The sequence below is a fragment of the Brachybacterium sp. FME24 genome (assembly GCF_014897705.1).
Lineage (GTDB): Bacteria > Actinomycetota > Actinomycetes > Actinomycetales > Dermabacteraceae > Brachybacterium.
The window spans coordinates 14,114-35,237 of record NZ_JABUXV010000027.1; the positions used below are offsets into that span (position 1 = coordinate 14,114).

Genomic DNA, 21,124 nt, shown 5'->3' on the forward strand with positions numbered 1-21,124 from the left:
CCAGGAGTCTCCCCGTGGCCAAGGCCCCCGCCAGCACGCTGGACAACGTCATCGCCCTCACCAAGAAGCGTGGCTTCGTGTTCCCGGCCGGTGAGATCTACGGCGGTACCCGCTCCGCGTGGGACTACGGACCGCTGGGCGTGGAGCTCAAGGAGAACATCAAGCGCCAGTGGTGGCGCACCTTCGTCCAGTCCCGCGCCGACATGGTGGGACTGGACTCCTCGATCATCCTGCCCAAGCGTGTCTGGGAGGCATCCGGCCACGTCGCGACCTTCACCGATCCGCTGGTCGAGTGCAAGAGCTGCCACAACCGCTTCCGCGAGGACCACCTGCTGGAGGCCTTCGAGGAGAAGAAGGGCCGCGCCCCCGAGGGCGGCCTCGCCGAGGTGCCCTGCCCCAACTGCGGCACCCGCGGCGAGTACACGGAACCCCAGCAGTTCTCCGGCCTGATCAAGACCTATCTCGGCCCGGTGGACAGCGAAGCGGGGCTCACCTTCCTGCGGCCCGAGACCGCCCAGGGCATCTTCGTGAACTTCCTCAACGTGGTCACCGCGACGCGTCAGAAGCCCCCGTTCGGCATCGGCCAGGTCGGCAAGTCGTTCCGCAACGAGATCACCCCCGGCAACTTCATCTTCCGCACCCGCGAGTTCGAGCAGATGGAGATCGAGTACTTCACCCCGCCCGCCGAGGCCGACGAGTCCTTCACGGTCTGGGTCGAGGACTGCTGGAACTGGTTCGTGGACCTCGGCATGAATCCGGACAACCTGCGTCGCTACGACGTGCCCGACGGTGAGCGCGCCCACTACAGCGCCGGCACCATCGACTTCGAGTACCGCTTCGGATTCCAGGGCAGCGAGTGGGGTGAGCTCATGGGCGTCGCCAACCGCACCGACTTCGACCTGAGCAGTCACACCGAGGGCTCCGGCACGAAGATGCAGTACTTCGACCAGGCCAGCAACGAGCGCTACACGCCGTACGTGATCGAGCCGTCCTTCGGCCTGACCCGGTCGATGATGGCGTTCCTCGTGGACGCCTACACCGAGGATGAGGCTCCCAACACCAAGGGTGGAGTCGACAAGCGCACCGTGCTCAAGCTCGATCCGCGCCTCGCCCCCGTCAAGGCCGCCGTGCTGCCGCTGTCCAAGAGCGAGGACCTGGTGCCTCGAGCCACCCAGCTCGCCGACCAGCTGCGCAAGCACTGGAACGTCGAGATGGATGTCTCTCAAGCCATCGGCCGCCGCTACCGTCGCCAGGACGAGATCGGCACCCCGTTCTGCATCACGGTCGACTTCGAGACCGCGACGGATCAGGCGGTCACGATCCGCGAGCGAGATTCCATGTCGCAGGAGCGGGTGGCCCTCGACCAGATCGAGTCCTACCTCGCCGCGCGCCTGCTCGGCGCCTGAGGCGCCGCGCCCGGCGACGCGGGGTCGGAGGTCGGTTCCCGGGAGAGCAGCAGCGGCGAGGGTCGACCCGAAGGGATGGGAGAGGGCAGAGATGGTCCATGATGCGATCCCATCCGGTATCGACCTGAGCAGGGCGTACTTCGAACAGGTCGTCCGCCCGCTGCTGGCGACGCACGCCGCGGGGCTCGAGTATGCCGCGGCGCGCCTCGGCTCCGGCTCGGACGTGCTCGGTTTCGACGACGAGCAGTCCCGTGACCATGACTGGGGACTGCGCCTGACGCTGCTGGTCGAAGGAGGGCGCGCCGGCGAGATCGACGCCGTGCTGCACCGCGAGTTGCCGGAGACCTGGCAGGGTCACCCCACCCGCTTCCCGACCACCTGGGACCCGGTGGTCCGCCAGCGTGTCGAGACCGCCTCGGCCGCCGACTTCGCCCTCTCCCGCCTCGGGGCGGACCCGACGGTCGGTCTCGACGTGCGGGACTGGCTGTCGCTGACCGGGCAGGCGATCCTCGAGGTCACCGCCGGCCCGGTCTTCCATGACGGTCCGGGCGCGCTCACGACGATCCGGGAGGGCCTTGACTGGTACCCCCGCGACGTCTGGCTGTACGCCCTGGCGGCCGATTGGTCGCGCCTGGGCCAGGAGTTCCCCGACGTGGGCCGCGCCGGGCTGCGCGGCGACGAGGACGGCTCCGCCGTGATCGCGGCGCGCCACGTGCGCACCATGCTCCACCTCGCACATCTGCTGCACCGGCGGTGGCCGCCGTACGGGAAGTGGCTCGCCCGCTCCGCAGCGCGCCTGCCCGGTGGGGGCGCGCTGCGCATCGCCCTGCACGAGGTGCTGCGCGCCCGCGACTGGCGCTCCCGGCAGAGCGCCCTGGCCGATGCCGCAGAACTGCTGGCGGCGGTGCAGGGTGAGCAGGGCCTGCCGACGCTGGACCCCGCCACCGAGTCCTTCTTCGAGCGCCCCCACATCGGCGTGCGCGCTCTTCCCGAGCTCCTCCTCGCACAGATCCAGGACCCCACGGTGCAGGAGCTCCCGGCCGGCGTCGGCACCGCCGAGCAGATCAGCGACAGCGTGAGCGTGCTCGTGGATGCCCGCGCTCGTCGCCGTCTCGTGGGCGGCTGACCCCGGTCCTGCTCTGAGCTGATCAGCGCACGACGGATCTCTCCCCGCAGGGCCCGCCGCGGAAGCACGCTGGAGCCATGACACCCACCACGACGCTCCCACGACGGAGCGACTCACCGGACCCCTCCGCACAGACCGCCTTCGGCACCCTCACCGCCACCCGCCTTCTCCACCACCGAGTCCTCCTGCTGGACCGTGAGCTGGATCAGGACAACGGCGCACAGCTCAGCGCCCAGCTCCTGCTGCTGGCCGCCGAGGATCCGCACGCGGACATCACGATGCTCATCAATTCCCCGGGCGGCCTGGTCCCCGCGATGCTCGCGATCGGGGACCTCATGGACCTGGTCCCCAACGATGTGCGCACCGTGGCACTGGGGATGGCGTACAGCGCCGGGCAGTACCTCCTCACCCATGGCACCCCGGGCAAGCGGCTGATCCTGCCCCACGGCCGCGTGCTCATGCACCAGGGGTCGGCGGGCTTCGGGGGCAGCGCCGCCGATATCGAGCTGCAGGCCGAGGATCTGCGCCGCAGCCGGGACCTCCTCATCCGGATCACGGCGGAGCGCACCGGGCAGAGCGAGGAGACCATCGCCCGTGACTCGGACCGAGACCGGTTGTGGGACGCTGAAGGGGCTGTCGAGTACGGCTTCTGCGATCGCATCGTCACCTCCCTCGAGGAGATCCTGCCCCTGGGCGCCCTCTCCCGCAGCGCGCCCTCGCTAGGGATGACCAGCTCTATCCCGGCGCGATACCAGGACCCGACAGGAGACCCCCGATGAGCAGCTACACGATTCCCAGCGTCATCGAGCGCACCCGTACCGGCATCGAGCGCAGCGCCGACGTGTACTCGCGTCTGCTCTCGGATCGCATCGTGTACATCGGCACCCCGATCGACGACGGGGTCGCCAACACGGTCATCGCCCAGATCCTGCATCTGGAGAACGAGTCTGCCGATGCCCCGATCCACCTGTACCTGAACTCCAGCGGCGGCGACGCGCAGGCGGTGCTCGCCATCTACGACACCCTCGCCTACGTGCGCAGCGCGGTGGCCGTCACCTGCGTCGGTCAGGTGGTCGCCGCTCCCGTCGTGCTGCTCGCCGCGGGCACGCCCGGGATGCGGTCGGTGCTGCCCCACACCCGCGTGGTGCTGCATCCGCTGGAGGCGCAGGGCCGCGGCGCGGTGCCGGACCTGATCCTGGCCACCGAAGAGGTCCAGCGGATCCGGCGCGCGCTCGAGGCGCTCATCGCGCAGCACAGCGGGCAGCCCCTGGAGCAGGTCCGACGGGACCTCGAGCGTGAGCAGGTGCTGGACGCGGAGGCGACCGTCGCCTACGGCCTTGCCGACGAAGTGCTGCTCAGGCGGCCGACAGCAGCGTGAGGGCGGGGCGGGCGGTGAGGGCGACCTCGGCGTCCGCTCCCTCCGGGATGCGGCGTACTCCGCGGCTGGAGGTCGAGGTCAGATCGAGGGTCATGGGGCGTCCCGGGGCGCTGCCGGCGAGCAGCGCGTCGTCGGCGACGCGCAGCAGCAGCTTCGTGACGCTCACCTCGAGCGCGCCGGTGATCGCGGCGAGCATCTCGGAGGACGGATCCTTGCGGCCGCGCTCGACATCGGACAAGTGCTGCATGCTGATCCCTGCCTTCGCGGCGACCTGGGCAAGGGTGCGGCCCTGCCGGCGCCGCTCGACACGCAGCACGGCACCGACCAGCTCACGCAGAAGGGGCTCGAGATCAGCGTTCATGGCCTGAGGCTACGCCCGGGGCGTCGTCCGTGCCGTCGCCTCCGCTCAGAGCGGAGCGTGGTCGCAGCGCCGATGCCGTCGCCCCGTCCCGCGAGTTCTCAGGACGCAACTGCTTGCGGTTCGCAACTGGTGGGTCTACGGTCGACTCGATGACCCCGGGCGCGCTATGCGTCATCCCCTCGAGCCGAAGGACGCCTCCCATGTTCACCTCCGTGTTCGCCACTGCCTCCGTCCGAGATCTCCGCGCCGCCGAGGCCTTCTACACGCAGCTGTTCGGCGCCGAACCGGATTCCCGACCCATGGCAGGCCTCTTGGAGTGGCATCTGCCCCATGGAGCCGCGGTGCAGGTCTTCCAGGACCCCGACCGCGCGGGAGCGGGGTCGCTCGTGCTCACCACGGACGATCTCGATGCGGACGTCGAACGAATGCGCAGGGCCGGTCTGGAGTGCGGCGATCCGCAGTCCGGTGGCGGCGCGCGGATCGTACGGCTCTCGGACCCCGAAGGCACTCGCATCGTCCTGTTCGGAGCCTGAGGGGACCGCTCCCGCGGCCTTTTCTGTGCGCGGAGAAGAGGGCGAAACTCCGGCGCTGTCCGCGCCCCGCGGTCAGTGGCCCCGGGTCGCCGCCAGCACGGTCTCGTCCTCCCCACCCACCCTCGATGCACATCACCCTCGGCCACCCTCCCGGAGGGCGGGGCCAGGTGGGACAATCGAGACGATGACCACCCTCGACTCCGCGCCCGCTCCCGCCGTCACCGACGGCTCGCCCCGACGCGCCCTGACGATCGGTCCGCACACCATCGACACTCCTGTCGTGCTCGCGCCGATGGCCGGGATCACGAACATGGCGTTCCGCCTGCTGTGCCGCGAGTTCGGGGCCCTGCACAGCCAGGACGACGGTGGTCTGTACGTCTCGGAGATGGTGACGACGCGCGCACTGGTCGAGGACCACAAGGAGTCCTGGCGCCTGGTGACGATGGGGGAGCGGGAGACGCCCCGCTCCGTCCAGCTCTACGGGGTCGACCCGGCCACCGTGCGCCGGGCCGTGGAGATGATCCGCGAACGCGACCTCGCTGACCACATCGATCTCAACTTCGGCTGCCCGGTCCCCAAGGTGACCCGCCGCGGTGGGGGCGGCGTGCTGCCCTGGAAGTCGGAGCTGTTCACGCGGATCGTGCGCAGCGCCGTCGAGGCCGCCGGCCCTGAGGTCCCCGTGACCGTGAAGACTCGCATCGGCATCGACGAGGACCACGTCACCTACCGAGACGCCGGGCTGATCGCCCAGGAGGTCGGCGCCGCGGCGATCGCGCTGCACGGCCGCACCGTCGTCCAGCACTACTCGGGCACCGCCCGCTGGGACGCCATCGCCGACCTCAAGGAGCTGGTCACCGACATCCCCGTGCTCGGCAACGGAGACATCTGGTCCGCCGAGGACGCGCTGGAGATGATGGAGCAGACCGGCTGCGACGGCGTCGTCGTCGGCCGCGGCTGCCAGGGCCGCCCCTGGCTGTTCGCCGATCTCGCCGCCGGTTTCGCCGGGAAGCCGGACCGGGTGCGGCCTTCCATGGGGGACATCGCCACGATCCTGCGGCGTCACGCCGAGCTGCTCGTGGAGTACTTCGAGGACGAGGGGCGGGCGCTGCGGGATCTGCGCAAGCACGTGGCCTGGTACTTCAAGGGCTACCCCGTCGGCGGCGAGATGCGTCATCGCCTGGCCACCATGGAATCGCTCGCCGATCTCGAGGCGAAGCTCGCCGAGCTGGACCTCGACAGCCCGTACCCGGGTGCGGCCGTCGAAGGCCCTCGCGGGCGCGCCGGCTCGCCGAAACGGGCCGTCGTGCCGGAGGGGTGGATGAGCTCGCGCGAGTTGACCGCCGATCACGCCGCCCGCCTCCATGAGGCCGAGCTCGACACCTCGGGAGGCTGAACGATGACCCTGGAGAACCGTTCCGACGCCGAGCCGCCCGTCGGCTACACCGAGTCCGACCTCGAGCGCTGGACCCTCGAGCCCCCGAAGTCCCAGGCCCGCACTCCGTTCCAGCGTGACCGCGCCCGCGTGCTGCATTCCTCGGCGCTGCGCCGGCTCGGCGCGAAGACCCAGGTGCTCGGCGCCGGGGCCAACGATTTCGTGCGCACCCGCCTGACGCACTCCCTCGAGGTGGCGCAGGTAGGTCGCGACATCGGACTCGAGCTCGGCTGCGATCCCGACGTCGTCGACGCCGCCTGCCTGTCCCACGATCTGGGACACCCGCCCTTCGGGCACAACGGCGAGAAGGTGCTCAGCGAGATCGCCGCCGATTTCGGGGGCTTCGAGGGCAACGCGCAGACCCTGCGCCTGCTCACCCGCTTGGAGCCGAAGGTGATCGGGGAGGGCCGTCCCTACGGCCTGAACCTGACCCGGGCGAGCGTCGACGCGGCGATCAAGTACCCATGGGCCCGGGGCGAAGGGCCGGATCCGACGTCGCCCAAGTTCGGTGCCTACGCCGACGACCTCGACGTGTACGAGTGGGCGCGCCAAGGCTCGACGCCGGGGCGCAAGTGCTTCGAAGCGCAGGTCATGGACCTCGCCGACGACATCGCCTATTCGGTCCACGACATCGAGGACGCCATCACCGGGCGGACCCTGGATCTCGGGAAGCTGCAGGACCCGATGGAGCGCTCCGCCGCGCTGTACGTCGTGCAGGACTGGTACATGCCCGACGAGTCGATCGACGAGCTCGACGCGGCGCTGCGACGGCTCGAGCAGGAGCCGTCCTGGGTGCTCACCTTCACCGGGTCGATGCGCTCGGCCGCCGCGCTGAAGAACATGGCCAGCCAGCTGATCGGACGCTTCACCCGATCCGCGATCACGTCCACCCGGGCCGCCCACGGAGTCGAGCAGATGTCACGCTACGGCGGCGACATCGTCCTGCCGGAGGAGACTCATCTGGAGATCGCCGTGCTCAAGGGCCTCGCCGCCGCGTATGTGATGTCCTCGGCCTCCCAGAAGCCCGTCTACGAGGCGCAGGAGGAGATCATCCGCGATCTCTACTCGCGCCTGTGGAACACGGGAACCGGATACCTCAGCCCCCTGTTCGCCGAACTGTGGGACGCTGCGACGGATGACGACACCCGCCGCCGGGTGGTCGTCGACCAGATCGCCTCGTACACGGACGTCACCGCGCGCCGCCTCCACGAAGTCCTGTTCGATCGCGATATCACGCACATCACCGCCGCGGACACCCCGCTGCCCGGACTCGGATCGGAGCTGTGAGGAGTTGGCCCAGGGACTGATCCGTCGATCCGACGTCGACCTGGTGCGCGAGCGCTCGCGCTTGGACGAGGTGGTCGGCGAGCACGTCACCCTGCGCACCGGCGGCATCGGCTCGATGAAGGGGCTGTGCCCCTTCCACGACGAGAAGACCCCGTCGTTCAACATCCGCCCGCAGCTGGGCCATTGGCACTGCTTCGGCTGTGGCGAGGGCGGGGACGTCATCGCCTTCGTGCAGAAGATAAATCACCTCAGCTTCGTCGAGGCCGTCGAGATGCTGGCAGGGCGCTACGGCGTCCAGCTGACCTATGAGGACGGCGGGGAGGGCAAGGGCGAGCGCCCCGATTTCGGGACCCGCCGTCGCCTCCTGGACGCCCATGCGATCGCGGAGGAGTACTACCGCGAGCAGCTCTCCGCCCCGGAGGCCGAGGTGGGCCGTCGCTTCCTCGCCGAGCGCGGTTTCGATCGCGCCGCCGCGGAGCGTTTCGGGGTCGGCTTCGCGCCGGAGGGCTGGGACGCGATCACCACGGTGCTGAGGGGGCGCGGCTTCACCGAGCCGGAGCTGACCGCGAGCGGCATCGTCTCCCAGGGCCAGCGCGGCGTGTACGACCGTTTCCGCGGCCGCTTGATCTGGCCCATCCGCGACATCACCGGCAACACCATCGGCTTCGGCGCCCGCCGCCTTCTGGAGACGGACAAGGGGCCGAAGTACCTCAACACCCCCGAGACCGCGATCTACCACAAGTCCAATGTTCTCTACGGCCTGGACCTGGCGCGCAAGGACATCTCCTCGCAGCGCCGCGTGGTCGTCGTCGAGGGCTACACGGACGTCATGGCCGCCCATCTGGCCGGGGTCCCCACCGCCGTCGCCTCCTGCGGCACCGCCTTCGGCGCCGAGCACGTCAAGATCGTCCGCCGCGTCATGGGTGACTCGAACCCGAACTCGGGCCTGCGTCTGAACACCGACGGGCGCGGCCTCTCGGGCGAGGTCGTCTTCACCTTCGACGGGGACGCCGCCGGGCAGAAGGCCGCCCTGCGCGCCTTCGAGGAGGACCAGAAGTTCGTCGCGCAGACCTATGTCGCGGTCGAGCCGAACGGCATGGACCCCTGCGACCTGCGGATCACCAAGGGGGACCAGGCCGTCGTGGACCTCATCGAGGCACGCAAGCCGATGTTCGAGTTCGCGATCCGGTCCGCGATCGCCCAGGTCGACCTGGACACCGTCGAGGGCCAGGTCACGGCCCTGCGGATGGCGGCCCCGGTGGTCGCCCGGATCCGCGATCGGGCCATGCGCCCCGAGTACGCGCGGCGGCTGTCGGGCTGGCTCGGTATGGACGAGCGCACGGTGCTGCGGGCCGTGCACGATGCGGGCCGGGCCGAAGGGAGCAGCGGCCGGCACGCCGAGGCGCCGCAGCCCACTGAGCGTCCCGAGGCCGGGAAGGAGGGGGGTGACGACGGGCTCGTGATCCCGATGTCGCGCCTGGCCGATGTGGTGAGCCCTCGCGACCCGGTGGGCCAGGTGGAGACCCAGTCCCTGGCAGTCCTGCTGCAGGCCCCTCAACTGCTGGACAATGCGAAGGTCGCCGCACTCCCGGACGACGCCTTCCACGTGCCTGCTCTGCAGGGTGTATGGGATGTGATGCTCGCGGCAGGCACCCTGCTCGACGCGGTGATCGGGACGCTGCATCCGGCGCGCTACCTCGAACAGGTCCTGGAGATCGCTGGGGAGACCGTGCGCCCGCTGGTCGTGGAGATTGCGAACCTCGACCTGCCCGCTCGGGACGAGGCGGGGCTGGAGCGCCTGGCAGGTTCCCTGTTGGATCGGCTCAGCGAACTGTCCATCACGCGTGAGTACTCCGTGCTCAAACAGCGTCTGCAGCGCACCGACCCCTCCGACGGCGAGAGATACCAGGAGATCCTCACGCGCCTCGCCCGGGTGCAGGAGAAGCGGCGCGCACTGCGCTCGGCCGAGGACTGAGCGGCGCCGTCCGTCGGCGCCGCAGCGCCCGCACCCCCTCGATGGTGCCGCCCACCGCGAGCGCGAGTCCGACGCCGAGCGCCACGCCCATCAGCGGCTGCTCGTGGAAGGCGAGGCCGCCGAGCATGCCGATGCCGACGCTGTAGACCGCCCAGAGCAGAGCGGCGATCGCCGCGAAGCCGGCGAACCTGGCACGCGGGTACCCGATCACTCCGGAGGCCACGGTGGTGGCGGTGCGCCCTCCGGGGATGAACCGCGCAGAGATGATCAGCATGCCGCCCCGGGCAGTCAGTTCCTTCTCGGCCCACCCGAGCAGCGAACTGCCCCAACGGCGCCGGCGGAACCGTCGAGTCAGCGGCCCGGCGCCCCGTCCGAGGTGATGGGCCGTGATGTCCCCGATCAGGGCTCCGATCCAGGCTGCGAGGACCACCAGCAGCGCATCGGGCTGACCCGTGACCGCATAGGCGCCGGCGGTGATCACCACGGTCTCTGCCGGGATGACGGGGAACACCGCGTCGGTCAGGGCCAGGCCCAGCACCAGCACATAGAGCCAGGGTGAGGCCAGCAGGGTCTCGGCCAGCTGTAGAACGGCGTCCATGAACGGTCTCCTGGGAGGGGTGAAGGGGAGCAGTGACGGTGCGAGTACGACGCTAAGGACCGAACCCGGTCCGGCAGAACGGGGCTGGCCTCCGCACTGTCGACGGAGACCCGAAGGACGACCCTGCAGGAAACCGTCATGGACGATGAGGGTGCCCCCCTTCGGCGAGGTCGCAGGAGGTTGGTACCTTGCAGAGCGACGTCGAGCGACGTCGCCTCATCCCTGGAGCTTCCCTATGCGCCTGCCCGACCTCTCCGGCATCCAGCTGCCCCGCGAGCCGACACGACTCGTAAGGCGCTCGCTGCGTCATGTCGTCGGCACACTGCTGGGGCTGGTGCTGGGCCCCCTGCTCCTCCTGACGGCGCTACTGATGCTGGTGCGCTGGAGGGCACCGTTCCGCCGGGTGCGCAGCTGGGAGCTGCGGCGGCTGCGGCAGGCGTACCGAATGCAGCTGGGGGATGACGCGGGTGACTTCCTCGGGGGTCGGCGCGCCCTGCTGCACGGCGCCGTCGCCGCCATCCTCGGGTACGTGATGTACGACCTGCTGGTGCTCGTGGCCGCAGTCGTGGTCGGCAGCTTCATCCAGTCCCTGTACGGCAGCTCGGTCACCATGGCGTTCGACCTGTGGGTGATCAGTCGCCCGGCTCCCGCGGTGCTCCTCATCTTCGGCACCTCGAGCCTGCTCGCCGCCGCGCTGTACGCGGAGTTCGCGGTGTGGTTGCAGACCCGGCTCCTGCGGCGGTGGACCGGGGTCGTGCGGAGCGACGCCCTGGACAGCCGCATCAGTCGGCTGCTGACCACCCGCCGCGGCGTGGTGGTGGCGATCGACGACGAGCGCCGCCGCATCGAACGGGACCTGCACGACGGGGTGCAGCAGAACGTCGTCTCCCTGTCCGTCACCCTGGCCCGTGCCAAGCGGGCCGCGGATCCCGAGCGGTCCGTACAGCTGCTCGAGCAGGCCCATACGCAGTCGCAGGCGTTGATCGAGGAGGTGCGTCAGGTGGCCTGGCGGATCTACCCGACAGCGCTGGATGAGCATGGACTGGCTGCCGCGCTCGACGGAGTCGCCGCCACCAGTCCGGTACCCGTGCAGGTCGAGCACCATATCGACGGGGAACTCCCGCAGGCAGTGGAGTCGGCCGCGTACTTCGTGGCTCGTGAAGCGGTCACCAATGTCGTCAAGCATGCCGACGCGAGCAGCGTGCGGATCGCGCTGTACACGGTCGCCATGTCGGACCGGCGCCTCCTGCACCTCAGCGTCCACGACGACGGGATCGGCGGCGCCGACCTGGAAGGCGGCGGGCTGCAGGGGCTCGCCCGGCGGGTCGCAGCCCTGGACGGTAGCGTGAGCGTGGACAGCCCGCTCGGCGGCCCGACCGTCATCACCGTGGAGATCCCTTGTGACTGAGCACGACAGCCCACCCGACGCCTCCAGCACGAGCAGTTCGAGCACTGCGCTGACTGTCGTCCTCGCCGATGACGCGGTGCTGCTGCGCGAGGGCGTGCGCAGCCTGCTGGTCGAGGAGGGCATCGACGTGCTCGCCTCCGTGGGAGACGGCCAGGCGCTGCTGGACGAAGTGGCACGCCACCAGCCGCGACTGGCGATCGTCGATGTGCGCATGCCGCCCACCCACACCAACGAAGGGCTGCTCGCGGCGCTGCGGATCAAACGCGAGCATCCCGCGGTCGGAGTGCTGATGCTGTCCCAGTACGTCACCCGGGAGTACGCGAGCGATCTGCTGGGCGCCGAGACGCCTGGCATCGGTTACCTGCTCAAGGACCGCATCACCGAGATCGACAGCTTCCTGGGCGCCGTCCACGACGTCGCCGGCGGCGGCACCGTCATCGATCCCGCCGTGGTCCGGGCACTGCTGCGCAGCCCGGAGCAGCAGAAGGCGGTCAGTCGTCTCACGCCGCGAGAGGTCGAGGTCCTGGAGACCATGGCCGAGGGGCTCTCGAACCGCGGTATCGCCGAGCGTCTGTTCCTCTCGCTGAGTACGGTGGAGAAGGCCATCAGCGCGGTCTTCGACAAGCTCGACCTGACCGGGGACGAGCAGACCAGCCGTCGCGTGCAGGCCGTGCTGAGGTACCTCGACGAGCAGTAGACCAGGGAGATCGACGGCTGCGCAGATGAACGTGACCGGCAGGCAGCGCCAGGTGCACCTGATGTTCTGCGAGGTGCCGACGGACGACCCCTCGATCTGCGGACCGAATCGTCCGCTCATCGGTGCCGTCCTGCACGAACTGGATGCCCGTGCTGCCGAGGACCGACACCCCGGTGCCGGCGTCCACTGGATCGACGTCGACATCACCGGGGATCGCGGTGCCAGGGAGCAGTCCGACGTGTGGGTCGCTGTGGAAGCCGATGCGTTCCATGAGCGACCCGAGGAGGATACGGATCCCGTCGCGGTCTTCGGGTCCGGGCGGCTGGGGAGGGACTGGATCGCCGCCCGTGCGCGACGCGGCGAGACGTACCGGCTCTGGCGCGTTCCTCTGGGCCCGGTCGACATCGAACGCCCCGTCTGGACTGACGAGACGACCGTGCGCGGTGATTGACGCCCGGGTGCAGCGGTGGAATGCTCGACGCCGTCCGTGAACGATCACGGCACGAACAGTGCGCTCGAAGGCGAAGCGCCACGATCGGGAGCCCCATCGATGAAGATGTCACGCCGCACCCTTGTCACCCTCACAGCCGCCCTGCCTGCCCTCGGAGCAGCCACCGCCGCGCACGCGGCACCACCGACGCTGCCGCGTGTCCGGGGCGAAGCGGCGCTCGCTCGGACTCGCGTCGCCGCCGATGTGCTGATGGGGGACTACGACCAGAACAAGGCATGGTTCCCCTCGAGCTGGTGGAACTCCGCGGTTGCCCTGCAGACCATCGGCGACTACATGCTGCGCAGCGGAGACCGTCGCTACCTGGACCAGCTGGACCACACCTTCGAGAGGAACAAGGGGCCGTTCCCCGCCGGTGAGCTGTCGGGCGACGAGCTGTACGGCAACTTCACCAGTCGTGCCATCGATGACTCCGGCTGGTGGGCGCTGACCTGGATCACCACGTACGACCTGACCGGGGACCAGAAGTATCTGGACATGGCCGTGACGATCGGTGAGTTCATGAACGACTTCTGGGATCCCAGCACCTGCGACGGCGGCATCTGGTGGGACGAGGAGCGCACCTACAAGAACGCCGTCACCAACGGGCAATGGATCCGGCTGACGGCCGAGCTGCACAATCGCCTCCCGGGCGATACGGCATGGCTCGAGCGGGCGCAGGTGGCGTGGGACTGGTACACGAACAGCGGGATGGTCAACGAGAACGGACTGCTCAACGACGGGCTGACGGATGCCTGCGAGAACAACGGCGACCACGTGTACACGTACAACCAGGGCCTGGCGATCGGCGCCGCCCTCGAGCTGTGGCGAGCCACCGGCGATCCGCAGCTGCTGGAGAAGGCCCGCTATTTCGCGGACTCGGCGTTCGTCGAGGGCGCTTTGTCCAGGGGCGGGATCCTCACCGAGTGGACCGATGTGCTGGGGGAGACGACGAACGACAACCACAAGCAGTTCAAGGGCATCTTCCTGCGCTATCTGATGGATCTCGCCGACACCACCGGCGATGCGACGTACCGGGACATCGTCGCTACCCAGGCGGCGACGATCTGGGAGGAGGACCGCACTATCGCCGACGAGCTCGGAGTGCGCTGGGCCGGCGCGAGCACCGAGGAGTCCCCGAACGTCTTCGACTGGCGCACCCAGGCGAGCGCCCTCAGCGCCCTGATCGCCGACCTCCCGGAGCAGGGAGCACGACGGTCGTTGTCGGCCTCGCTCTCCCAGGCCCCAGTGGTCATGCCCGATACCGAGCCGATGACAGTGGACCTCGACCTGCAGGTCGCGATCACCTCCACCCCGGCTCGCAGCATCCGAGTGGGCCTCATGGCCGAAGGGCCGGACGGCTGGACGGTCGAGACCGAGGACCACGTCAGCCTGGAGACCCCGGAGTCCGAGGGAGAGCCCGTGCTCGCCATCGTCCCGCTGCAGGTGACCGTTCCCGCGGACGCCGCCGAGGGCACCCATCTCATCGCTGTGACGGCAAGCGCTCCCGGCGGTCTGGAGTTCGTCGCACGGAGCGAGGTGGTGGTGGCCCGCAGCGTGAACTTCGATGGCGGGACCCAGGATACGCCGTGGCTGTGGGACGCCGGCGGCTCGGGCGTCACCGACGAACCCGGGCGGTTCGCCGATGGTGACAGCGCCTTCGTCTACCGCTTCCCGTTCCCCGCGAGCACCACGACAGCCCAGGTCACCGTGACGATCAGCAATCAGTATCTGGTGGACCTCGGCCCTGACGACGAGAACTGGACTCGGGTGCTGGCGGAGGACGAACCGATCAGGGACGCCTCCAATCGCGCCGACCATACCCTCGACCTGACGCCGTACCTCGAGGGCGAGGACAAGGACGTGTACCTGCGGGTCTCGGACGCCTTCCCCGAGGACGGTTGGGGCGGCCAGGTGCATCACGTGACCGCAGAGTACGGCGCGTCCTGAGCAGTCACCACCTGGGGCGGATGGCTGCTCCGACGAGAGCGGTCAGCGCCGCCACGGTGAAGGCGGTGGCCGGGCTCGTGATCTCGGCCAGGGCGCCGATGACGGGAGATCCTGCTGCCTGACCGAGGGCGATGGCCAGGAAGGCGATCCCCACGCCGGCAGCAGGTGCTTGCTCGTACACCGAGGTTCCCCAGATCAGGAGCACCCCGGTCAGCGCGATATAGGCGGCCCCGAACGCTGCTGCTGCAGCCCAGGCGAGGGGAACGACTCCGGGGAATGCGGCGAGCATCCCGGTCGCGACCCCCAGGGTGAGCATGGCTGCCACCCACGCTGACCTGATCCCGACGCGACCTGTCAGGTCACCGGTGACGGCTCCGAGCACGCCGAATGCGCCGAGGAGGATCCACGCGGTCGTGGACGCGCCCTCACTCATACCTCCGGTGCTGACGAGGACATCGCGGCCGAAGGTCCAGACAGCTGAACTGGCAAGACCCATGAGCGCTGCGGCGGCCATCAATCGTCTGCTCCCGACAGCGAGCACCGGGCGAGGAAGCAGCGCCGCCGCGCCGTGACTCACACGGCCCGACGGTCCGGAGGGGACGGCACGAGCGACCCAGAGGGTGACGACGGCGGAGACGACCGCGAAGACCAGCCACGCGGACCGCCACTGCTCGAGCGTGAGCAGCGCGATCGGGCCGGCGACCGCGACTCCCACTCCGGTGCCCGCATTGATCACCGTCTGTGTGCGGTCTCGCACCGATGGGCCCACCGTGTGCGCGACGGCATGTGCCAGCGGAGGCGATGCCACCCCGGTGCTCGAACCCGCGATGAGCACGCCCGCGGCGAGCACGAACGTGCTGGGTGCCGCGGCGATCATGAGGATGCCGGTGGTGGCGATGATGCCGGCGGCGATCGCTGTGCGGCGAGCGCCGAACCGTGGCGTCAAAATGGTGGAGAGCACGATCGCGACGGAGTAGGAGAGATAGGAACCGGCGGCGATCGCTCCGGCGGTGGCGGCATCGAGGTCGAACTCGGTGCGGAAGACCGGCATGAACAGGCCGTAGGCGAAACGGGCCAGCCCGTAGCTGACCGCGATCAGCGAGAGGCCTGCGCCGGTGAGCCACAACGTCCTGCTCCCGCGCGGTGGGCCCGACGTTGCGGACTCGACGACCGTACTGCTTTCCTTCATCCCGCCTCCGATCTCACAGATCTGTGAACTACCTCGAGAGTACGTACACTGGTCTGTGAAGTCAACGAGGGAGAGGAGCGCACATGACAAGGCAGGAAGATCTGGACGGGGCGTTGCGGCCGCCGGAGCTGACCCCCGGGGCCCGACGCATCCTGGAGGTGGCGTCCGAACTGTTCTACCGACACGGGATCCATGCGGTCGGGGTGGACGCGATCGCTGCCACCTCGGGCATCACCAAGCGGACGCTGTACGACCGGTTCGGCTCCAAGGACCGCCTCGTCGCCGCGTACCTGCAGGCTCGACATCAACTCTGGTGGAACCGCATGGAGCACAGAGTCTCCACCGCGTCGCAATCGCCGGTGCTGGCGCTCTTCGACTCGTACATCGAGGATTCGGAGTCCACGGAGCGTGGCTGCGCATTCCTCAACGCCGCGGCAGAACTGCCCGACGATCATCCGGGCTACCGCGTGATCCAGGCCCATAAGCGGGCCGTGCTCGACCGTCTCGTCGAGCTTCTCGACTCCGATCCGTCCGAGTTCCGCGATGCCGGATCAACAGCCCGGGAGGTGTACCTGCTGATGGAGGGAGCGGTCGCTCACCGCGGCATCGACGGCGATGATCGGCTCTTCCGGAGTGCACGCGAGATGACCGAGCGGCTTCTGCGTGAACGCAGGACGAGCGCGACGACTGACAGCTGAGACCGGGGCCTCGATGACGCCGCCCGGGCGGTCCGCTCGCGCGGGAGCTCGCCGATGCGCCCCTCGTCCACGGGACGCGGGATCCCTGGAGTCACGACCGCCGTGGAGCGAGTGCGGCGTCGGCCGCTGCGTACAGCGTCTCCGTCTCGAGCTGCAGGAATCCGTCCTCGACGGGCAGTGCCCGCTCCAGCGCGAGGCCATTGAGCACGGTGCCGAGGAAGCGTGCGCGGGACGGAATCTCCTCCTCGGGCAGGGCGGAGTCCGCTGCGAGCAGGCGCAGCCACTCCTCCGCCCGGCGCTGCCCGTCACGCTGCATCGCAAGATAGGCGTCCCGGACCGGTGCGGACTGCGCCGCCGCGACGAAGGAGCTCGCCAGCAGGGTCATCGACTCGCGGGCCTCAGCTCCGGTACCGCCCAGCTCCAGCACCTGGCGCAGACACTGCACGAGACGCTCGCGGGCGGGGATCGTGGTGTCGCGGATGCTGCTCTCGGGCAACATCCAGTCGTAGACGCGGCGCATGATCTCGTCTCGCAGTCCCTGTTGGGTCGGGAAATGGTGCCGCAGCGAGCCGGCGCTCACCCCGGCCCTCGCGGCGACCGCACGCACGCTCAGGTGAGCGGTCACCCCGTCCTCGCCGATGATCGCGGCAGCCGCCGCGAGAACCCGTTCTCGTGTGCTCGTCTGCTGGTGATCGTTCACCTGCGCCACCTACTTCCGTCCAATACAGCGTACTGCCGCGCCGTGATAGCGTGCCTGACGTCCGTCCAACACAGTGTACTGGCCCGTTCTCCAGTGCCGAGGAGGCACGCAGATGTTCCAGCAGTGGCGCCGTCGTCGTGCGGTCAAGCGGATCGAGCCCGGCGATGGCAGCGTCCTGCGCCGATTACGGTGGTGGCAGGTGCTGGGTCGCTCCCTGTTTCACCTCGATCTCACCGACTCCGCCGGCCATGCCGTGCGATATTCGGTGGATGCGCGGCAGTGGAAGACCGATGAGAACGGCTACCTGAAGGTATTCCTCTACCGCGATGGTCACCAGCATGCTGTCGCGAGGGCGCCCGCGCTCTTCCCGGTCGAGGGCGGCACGATCGAGGTCGATGCCAGCGCCTTCGGGCTGAAGCGCTGCCACTTCGTCACCGACCATGGCGCCGAGCGCCAGCTCACGCCCGATCCCCGTTCGGCGGAGGGCCGTCGCGCCCGCTTCGAGCACCGTCGGCCGGCGCTGAGCCGGGTGGTGGGCGTGATCTCCATCGTGGCGCTCCTGGTCGGCGTGGTGCTGCTGCTCCAGCAGATCGCTGTGCCGATCCTGCAGATCCCTCCGATCGCCGAGGAGATCGGGCCGGTCGAACCGGTGATCCGCCTGCCGCTGTGGCTGACCATCACGCTCGGCGTCGCGGCGGCCATCGCCAGCACGGAGCGAGCGCTGCGCCTGCGCTACCACTGGCTCCTCGACGCGGCGGGGAACTGATCGAGAAGCGCTCATCCTCCGGCGCGATCAGCGACCTCAGGGAGGAGCTCTCGGCGCACGAGGATCCTCTCTGCCGGGGAGATCGAAACGTCTGGGCCGCAGCGTGACAGGGCCTATTCGGAGAAGACAGACCAGCAGATGTCGTTGCGCCGCGCTTGGTCCTCGAGCACGAGCCGACGCACGGAGGCCGGCAGTTGTTCTCGTTGCCAGTCCCGCTCGTCCCTGCCGGCCCCGGCCTCGTCGGGTCGCGCCCGGCGAACGGCCTTGATCGCGTACGCGGCGGCGCCGAGATCATGCTCGGCGACGTGAGCGACACAGGCAGCCTGTCCGGCCGCGTAGGCGGCGAACCGCGCCGCACCACTGAGCGGTCGGGCCGCTGCCATGGCATGCCCACCGTGGGCTCGTGCCTGCATCATGGGCATCTCGGCCGCCGCCCAGGCGCGGGCCGCTGCAATGGCCTCGCCGGGTCGGGCATCGTCCGGCTGTTCGTGCTCGAAGTGTTCGAGAACGTGGTCCGCGCAGTCGGCAGCCCAGCGCGCGAGCAGTCGGTGGTCGGTGTCCGTGAGCGAGCCGCCGCGACGGACGGTGATCAGGCGGGGGTCGCGGACAGTGGGCAGGATCATCCCTGCTCCTTCCCTTCGTCGCCGGGCGACAGATTCCACGCGACCTCGGCCCGCACTCGCTAACCGGCCTGGCAGGTGCTCCTGAAAGGAAACGTTTCACCTGGGAGGACACTCCCACCTGCGTTCCCGCTCATCCGTCCTTGGACCGCTTTCGCTGCCTTCTCCCGCTCGGCATGAACAGGTCGAGAAGGAAGCCGACAACGAACTCCACAAGGATGCCCATATGCCAAGCCTACGGGCCGATTCGATCCTGCCATGCCCGATCTTCCCAGGGTCGTCCCGCTGGAACCCTTCGTGACCTGGCTGTCGATCAGCACGTCGCAGGCCTAAGCGCTGGGGAGCGCGCAGCACGAGGTAGGAGACGCGATGACGCGACCCTCAGATGCCGCTCTGAGACGGTTTCTGGCGTTCATGGGGCTGCGGTGGGGTAAAGCGGTCACGGTCACTGTTGACGGATTCGATTTCGGCCGGCGCATCGTCCATAAGCGGCGCACCGACTCCGAAGACGGGGGAGCTCATCACGGGCACACCGAAGAATTGCGCAGCCCGCTGAGTGCCGTTCCCGGCTGGCACGGACTCGACTACGGGCGCTCGTGAAAGGCCGCCCACGGGGCGCTGACGTGTTCGCGACGCCTGCCGGGGACTGCTGCGGTCGGGGAACTGGACGAGTCGTGTTCTGAGGTCTGTCGTGGTGGTCGTGAACACCCCAGAGGATGGCCAGAACGAACGGGACGACCCGATTCCCCCACCGGACTGCGTATCCACGAACTGCGGTACACGGGGCGGCATCTGTGGCGATCCGGGCCGGGGCGAACGGGAAGGCGCTACAGCGGTTGCTGGGCCGTGAGTCCGCGACGATGAGGCTCGGCGTGTTCGCGGGTCTGTGAGATGACGACCTGCTCGACCTTGGAGCGTCGATTCATTCTGCTGCGTACCCACTGCGTAACGAAGATGCCGCTTGACCATTGAATGTTGCTCTGACCTGGTAGCCCAGGCGGGGCTTGAACCCGCGACCGACGGATTATGAGTCCGCTGCTCTAACCAGCTGAGCTACTGGGCCGTTCACCCGTGAAGGGCCTAGGCGAATCTACCACGTACAGGCACTGTGACCTGGACAGATGCGAGAAGCCCCGGTTGTCGCCTCGACGGGCTCAGGCACCCACCCGCGTCGCGGCGGCGCCACCGGTGCGGGTGTCCCCGGCAATGACCTCGGCCTGCTCGCGCAGCACACGCAACGTCGGCCGCTCTCCGGCGCGGGAGGCGTCCATCCAGTGCTCGAACACTGATCCGCCCGGGGCGGCGGCGCTGCGCTGCAGGAGCTCGCCGGTGCCGACCGGCAGGTCGATCATGCGGCCGCGTGGCGCCGGGGGAGCGGACTCCCGCGCCGAGGAGATGGCGTCGCGGAACGCCTCGCCGGAGTTCTTGAGCCGCCCCTGCTCGTCGAACAGTCCCAGCGTGTGCTCGAGCGGCGGGAAGTCCGCGAGCGAGCGCGAGACGTCGTGGGAGCACCACCAGGTGATGCCCCACAGCTCGGGGCACTCCAGAGAGTTCTCGACGGTGCTGCGCACGAACCACGGCACGTCCGCCTCCTCGAGGATGCTGCGAGGGGCACCGACCTCCTGCAGCCACAGGGGGCGATGCGGGGTGGGAGAGAAGGCGCGAGCGAGCTCGAGGTAGTACTCGGTGCGGTGGGCGACTTCGTAGGAGCGGGCGCCGTATCGCTGCCCGGTCCCGTCGAAGATCCAGGAGTGCACTACGGTCGCGTCCCCGAGGTTCGCGCATTGGTCGGGGGTGAAGGCATGGTCGTCCATGAACCAGGCCGCGTCGTAGTTTGCGACCGTGTGCATCCCGGTCGGCGCTCCGTCCCGGGCCGCCTCGAGCAGGGTTGACGTCCATGCGGTGGCCTGCTCGACGGTGACGACGTCCGGATCGGGGTGATTGGAGGCGGAGAACTGGTTGACCTCGTTGCCGAGCGTCAGCCCCAGCAGATTCGGAGCCTCCGCCACGCGCTCGGAGAGGGCGCGCACCATCGCGGCAGTCGCGGTGACCACGTCCGGGTCGGTGAACATGTTGCGGCGGTGCCACGTGGCCAACCAGCTGGGGATGAAGTCGAAGCTCGACAAGTGGCCCTGCACCGCATCGACCACGACGTCCAGCCCTGCGGCGGCCGCGACGTCGACCACGGCGCGCACGTCGTCCAGGGCACGGGGGCGGATCAGTGTGCGGTTGGGTTGGAGCAGGGTCCACAGCGGGAAGATCCGCACGTGGTCCGCGCCGAGGGAGGCGACGGCCTGCAGGTCCTCGCCGACGGAGTCCAGATCGAGGTCGAGCCAGGAGTGGAACCATCCCTGGCGCGGCGTGTAGTTCACGCCGAAGCGTACGGCGCGGGCACCGCTCGGAGCTGGGGCGGGAGCAGGCATCGACGTCCTTCCATCGGACAGGCTGGAGTTCGTGGCGCGCGTGCGGGATTCTGATCGCGCGTGCCCGTAAAATCGGGCAAACTGCGGTGG

General features: G+C 69.3%; 21 protein-coding genes and 1 tRNA gene. 15 read left to right on the forward strand and 7 right to left on the reverse strand.

The window, feature by feature from the left end:
- Positions 1–14 precede the first annotated feature (14 nt).
- From INT51_RS20525 to INT51_RS20540, 4 genes are all read left to right on the forward strand, one after another.
- Complete coding sequence (locus INT51_RS20525) at positions 15–1,406, forward strand: glycine--tRNA ligase (RefSeq protein WP_193107277.1); 1,392 nt, start codon at positions 15–17, stop codon at positions 1,404–1,406.
- Positions 1,407–1,497: 91 nt separating this feature from the next.
- Entirely contained in the window at positions 1,498–2,532 is a 1,035-nt protein-coding gene (locus tag INT51_RS20530; RefSeq protein WP_193107278.1) for a DUF4037 domain-containing protein, read from the forward strand.
- 77 nt (positions 2,533–2,609) lie between these two features.
- Positions 2,610–3,311, forward strand: coding sequence for a ClpP family protease (locus tag INT51_RS20535; RefSeq protein ID WP_193107279.1), 702 nt, complete (start codon positions 2,610–2,612; stop codon positions 3,309–3,311).
- Entirely contained in the window at positions 3,308–3,910 is a 603-nt protein-coding gene (locus INT51_RS20540; protein ID WP_193107280.1) for a ClpP family protease, read from the forward strand. The genes INT51_RS20535 and INT51_RS20540 overlap by 4 nt, the downstream gene beginning before the upstream one ends.
- On the opposite strand, the gene INT51_RS20545 is transcribed toward INT51_RS20540, so the two are convergent.
- Positions 3,888–4,271 carry a helix-turn-helix domain-containing protein gene (locus tag INT51_RS20545; protein WP_193107281.1) on the reverse strand — a complete coding sequence of 128 codons (384 nt, stop codon included), beginning with the start codon at positions 4,269–4,271 and terminating at the stop codon, positions 3,888–3,890. The genes INT51_RS20540 and INT51_RS20545 overlap by 23 nt on opposite strands.
- Positions 4,272–4,471: 200 nt before the next feature.
- Here INT51_RS20545 and INT51_RS20550 point away from each other — a divergent pair, with 200 nt between their 5' ends.
- The 4 genes from INT51_RS20550 to dnaG all read left to right on the forward strand — a co-directional run bounded on the left by INT51_RS20550 (position 4,472) and on the right by dnaG (position 9,498).
- Entirely contained in the window at positions 4,472–4,804 is a 333-nt protein-coding gene (locus tag INT51_RS20550; RefSeq protein WP_193107282.1) for a VOC family protein, read from the forward strand.
- A 184-nt stretch (positions 4,805–4,988) separates the two neighbouring features.
- Positions 4,989–6,197, forward strand: a complete 1,209-nt coding sequence (gene dusB, locus INT51_RS20555; protein WP_193107283.1) for a tRNA dihydrouridine synthase DusB — start codon at positions 4,989–4,991, stop codon at positions 6,195–6,197.
- Between the two features lie 3 nt (positions 6,198–6,200).
- Positions 6,201–7,523, forward strand: a complete 1,323-nt coding sequence (locus tag INT51_RS20560; protein WP_193107284.1) for a deoxyguanosinetriphosphate triphosphohydrolase — start codon at positions 6,201–6,203, stop codon at positions 7,521–7,523.
- Positions 7,524–7,527: 4 nt separating this feature from the next.
- Entirely contained in the window at positions 7,528–9,498 is a 1,971-nt protein-coding gene (dnaG, locus tag INT51_RS20565) for a DNA primase (protein WP_193107285.1), read from the forward strand.
- Here the strand turns inward: dnaG and INT51_RS20570 are convergent.
- Positions 9,440–10,096 carry a DedA family protein gene (locus INT51_RS20570; RefSeq protein ID WP_193107286.1) on the reverse strand — a complete coding sequence of 219 codons (657 nt, stop codon included), beginning with the start codon at positions 10,094–10,096 and terminating at the stop codon, positions 9,440–9,442. The genes dnaG and INT51_RS20570 overlap by 59 nt on opposite strands.
- Positions 10,097–10,331: 235 nt before the next feature.
- Here INT51_RS20570 and INT51_RS20575 point away from each other — a divergent pair, with 235 nt between their 5' ends.
- From INT51_RS20575 to INT51_RS20590, 4 genes are all read left to right on the forward strand, one after another.
- Positions 10,332–11,504: a sensor histidine kinase gene (locus INT51_RS20575; protein ID WP_193107287.1), complete on the forward strand. Its 1,173-nt coding sequence runs from the start codon at positions 10,332–10,334 to the stop codon at positions 11,502–11,504.
- The gene (locus INT51_RS20580; RefSeq protein WP_304502275.1) at positions 11,497–12,201 is read left to right on the forward strand and encodes a response regulator transcription factor; all 705 of its coding nucleotides are present in this window, start codon (positions 11,497–11,499) and stop codon (positions 12,199–12,201) included. Before INT51_RS20575 ends, INT51_RS20580 begins: the two co-directional genes overlap by 8 nt.
- 25 nt (positions 12,202–12,226) lie before the next feature.
- On the forward strand, positions 12,227–12,652 hold the full coding sequence (locus tag INT51_RS20585; RefSeq protein ID WP_193107288.1) for a hypothetical protein: 426 nt from the start codon (positions 12,227–12,229) through the stop codon (positions 12,650–12,652).
- 99 nt (positions 12,653–12,751) lie between these two features.
- Complete coding sequence (locus INT51_RS20590) at positions 12,752–14,638, forward strand: glycoside hydrolase family 76 protein (RefSeq protein ID WP_193107289.1); 1,887 nt, start codon at positions 12,752–12,754, stop codon at positions 14,636–14,638.
- A gap of 4 nt (positions 14,639–14,642) precedes the next feature.
- Here INT51_RS20590 and INT51_RS20595 read toward each other — a convergent pair whose 3' ends face one another.
- Positions 14,643–15,827 carry an MFS transporter gene (locus INT51_RS20595; protein WP_193107290.1) on the reverse strand — a complete coding sequence of 395 codons (1,185 nt, stop codon included), beginning with the start codon at positions 15,825–15,827 and terminating at the stop codon, positions 14,643–14,645.
- 83 nt (positions 15,828–15,910) lie between these two features.
- Between INT51_RS20595 and INT51_RS20600 the strand changes: the two genes are divergently transcribed.
- Positions 15,911–16,525 carry a TetR/AcrR family transcriptional regulator gene (locus INT51_RS20600; RefSeq protein WP_193107291.1) on the forward strand — a complete coding sequence of 205 codons (615 nt, stop codon included), beginning with the start codon at positions 15,911–15,913 and terminating at the stop codon, positions 16,523–16,525.
- A 91-nt stretch (positions 16,526–16,616) separates the two neighbouring features.
- Here the strand turns inward: INT51_RS20600 and INT51_RS20605 are convergent, their stop codons facing one another.
- Complete coding sequence (locus INT51_RS20605) at positions 16,617–17,225, reverse strand: TetR/AcrR family transcriptional regulator (RefSeq protein WP_193107292.1); 609 nt, start codon at positions 17,223–17,225, stop codon at positions 16,617–16,619.
- 112 nt (positions 17,226–17,337) lie between these two features.
- Here INT51_RS20605 and INT51_RS20610 point away from each other — a divergent pair, with 112 nt between their 5' ends.
- The gene (locus INT51_RS20610) at positions 17,338–17,991 is read left to right on the forward strand and encodes a hypothetical protein (RefSeq protein ID WP_193107293.1); all 654 of its coding nucleotides are present in this window, start codon (positions 17,338–17,340) and stop codon (positions 17,989–17,991) included.
- 113 nt (positions 17,992–18,104) lie between these two features.
- Here INT51_RS20610 and INT51_RS20615 read toward each other — a convergent pair whose 3' ends face one another.
- A complete protein-coding gene (locus tag INT51_RS20615) occupies positions 18,105–18,614 on the reverse strand; it encodes a putative immunity protein (RefSeq protein ID WP_193107294.1) in 510 nt (169 codons plus the stop codon).
- Positions 18,615–18,980: 366 nt separating this feature from the next.
- On the opposite strand from INT51_RS20615, the gene INT51_RS20620 reads away from it, so the two are divergent.
- Entirely contained in the window at positions 18,981–19,211 is a 231-nt protein-coding gene (locus INT51_RS20620) for a hypothetical protein (protein ID WP_193107295.1), read from the forward strand.
- A gap of 386 nt (positions 19,212–19,597) precedes the next feature.
- Here INT51_RS20620 and INT51_RS20625 read toward each other — a convergent pair.
- Together INT51_RS20625 and INT51_RS20630 are read right to left on the reverse strand one after the other, a co-directional pair.
- Positions 19,598–19,674, reverse strand: a tRNA-Ile gene (locus INT51_RS20625).
- 91 nt (positions 19,675–19,765) lie between these two features.
- On the reverse strand, positions 19,766–21,034 hold the full coding sequence (locus INT51_RS20630; protein ID WP_193107296.1) for a cellulase family glycosylhydrolase: 1,269 nt from the start codon (positions 21,032–21,034) through the stop codon (positions 19,766–19,768).
- Between the last annotated feature and the right edge of the window lie 90 nt (positions 21,035–21,124).

What these genes read in the sequence shown, in the direction of transcription:
- dusB (WP_193107283.1), top strand. Translation starts at nt 4,989, where the DNA reads ATGACCACCCTCGACTCCGCGCCCGCTCCCGCCGTCACCGACGGCTCG.
- INT51_RS20620 (WP_193107295.1), top strand. Translation starts at nt 18,981, where the DNA reads ATGACGCGACCCTCAGATGCCGCTCTGAGACGGTTTCTGGCGTTCATG.
- INT51_RS20600 (WP_193107291.1), top strand. Translation starts at nt 15,911, where the DNA reads ATGACAAGGCAGGAAGATCTGGACGGGGCGTTGCGGCCGCCGGAGCTG.
- INT51_RS20590 (WP_193107289.1), top strand. Translation starts at nt 12,752, where the DNA reads ATGAAGATGTCACGCCGCACCCTTGTCACCCTCACAGCCGCCCTGCCT.
- INT51_RS20530 (WP_193107278.1), top strand. Translation starts at nt 1,498, where the DNA reads ATGGTCCATGATGCGATCCCATCCGGTATCGACCTGAGCAGGGCGTAC.
- INT51_RS20585 (WP_193107288.1), top strand. Translation starts at nt 12,227, where the DNA reads ATGAACGTGACCGGCAGGCAGCGCCAGGTGCACCTGATGTTCTGCGAG.
- INT51_RS20615 (WP_193107294.1), bottom strand. Translation starts at nt 18,614, where the DNA reads ATGATCCTGCCCACTGTCCGCGACCCCCGCCTGATCACCGTCCGTCGC.
- INT51_RS20535 (WP_193107279.1), top strand. Translation starts at nt 2,610, where the DNA reads ATGACACCCACCACGACGCTCCCACGACGGAGCGACTCACCGGACCCC.
- INT51_RS20560 (WP_193107284.1), top strand. Translation starts at nt 6,201, where the DNA reads ATGACCCTGGAGAACCGTTCCGACGCCGAGCCGCCCGTCGGCTACACC.
- INT51_RS20630 (WP_193107296.1), bottom strand. Translation starts at nt 21,034, where the DNA reads ATGCCTGCTCCCGCCCCAGCTCCGAGCGGTGCCCGCGCCGTACGCTTC.
- INT51_RS20545 (WP_193107281.1), bottom strand. Translation starts at nt 4,271, where the DNA reads ATGAACGCTGATCTCGAGCCCCTTCTGCGTGAGCTGGTCGGTGCCGTG.
- INT51_RS20595 (WP_193107290.1), bottom strand. Translation starts at nt 15,827, where the DNA reads ATGAAGGAAAGCAGTACGGTCGTCGAGTCCGCAACGTCGGGCCCACCG.
- INT51_RS20550 (WP_193107282.1), top strand. Translation starts at nt 4,472, where the DNA reads ATGTTCACCTCCGTGTTCGCCACTGCCTCCGTCCGAGATCTCCGCGCC.
- INT51_RS20540 (WP_193107280.1), top strand. Translation starts at nt 3,308, where the DNA reads ATGAGCAGCTACACGATTCCCAGCGTCATCGAGCGCACCCGTACCGGC.
- INT51_RS20570 (WP_193107286.1), bottom strand. Translation starts at nt 10,096, where the DNA reads ATGGACGCCGTTCTACAGCTGGCCGAGACCCTGCTGGCCTCACCCTGG.
- INT51_RS20610 (WP_193107293.1), top strand. Translation starts at nt 17,338, where the DNA reads ATGTTCCAGCAGTGGCGCCGTCGTCGTGCGGTCAAGCGGATCGAGCCC.
- INT51_RS20575 (WP_193107287.1), top strand. Translation starts at nt 10,332, where the DNA reads ATGCGCCTGCCCGACCTCTCCGGCATCCAGCTGCCCCGCGAGCCGACA.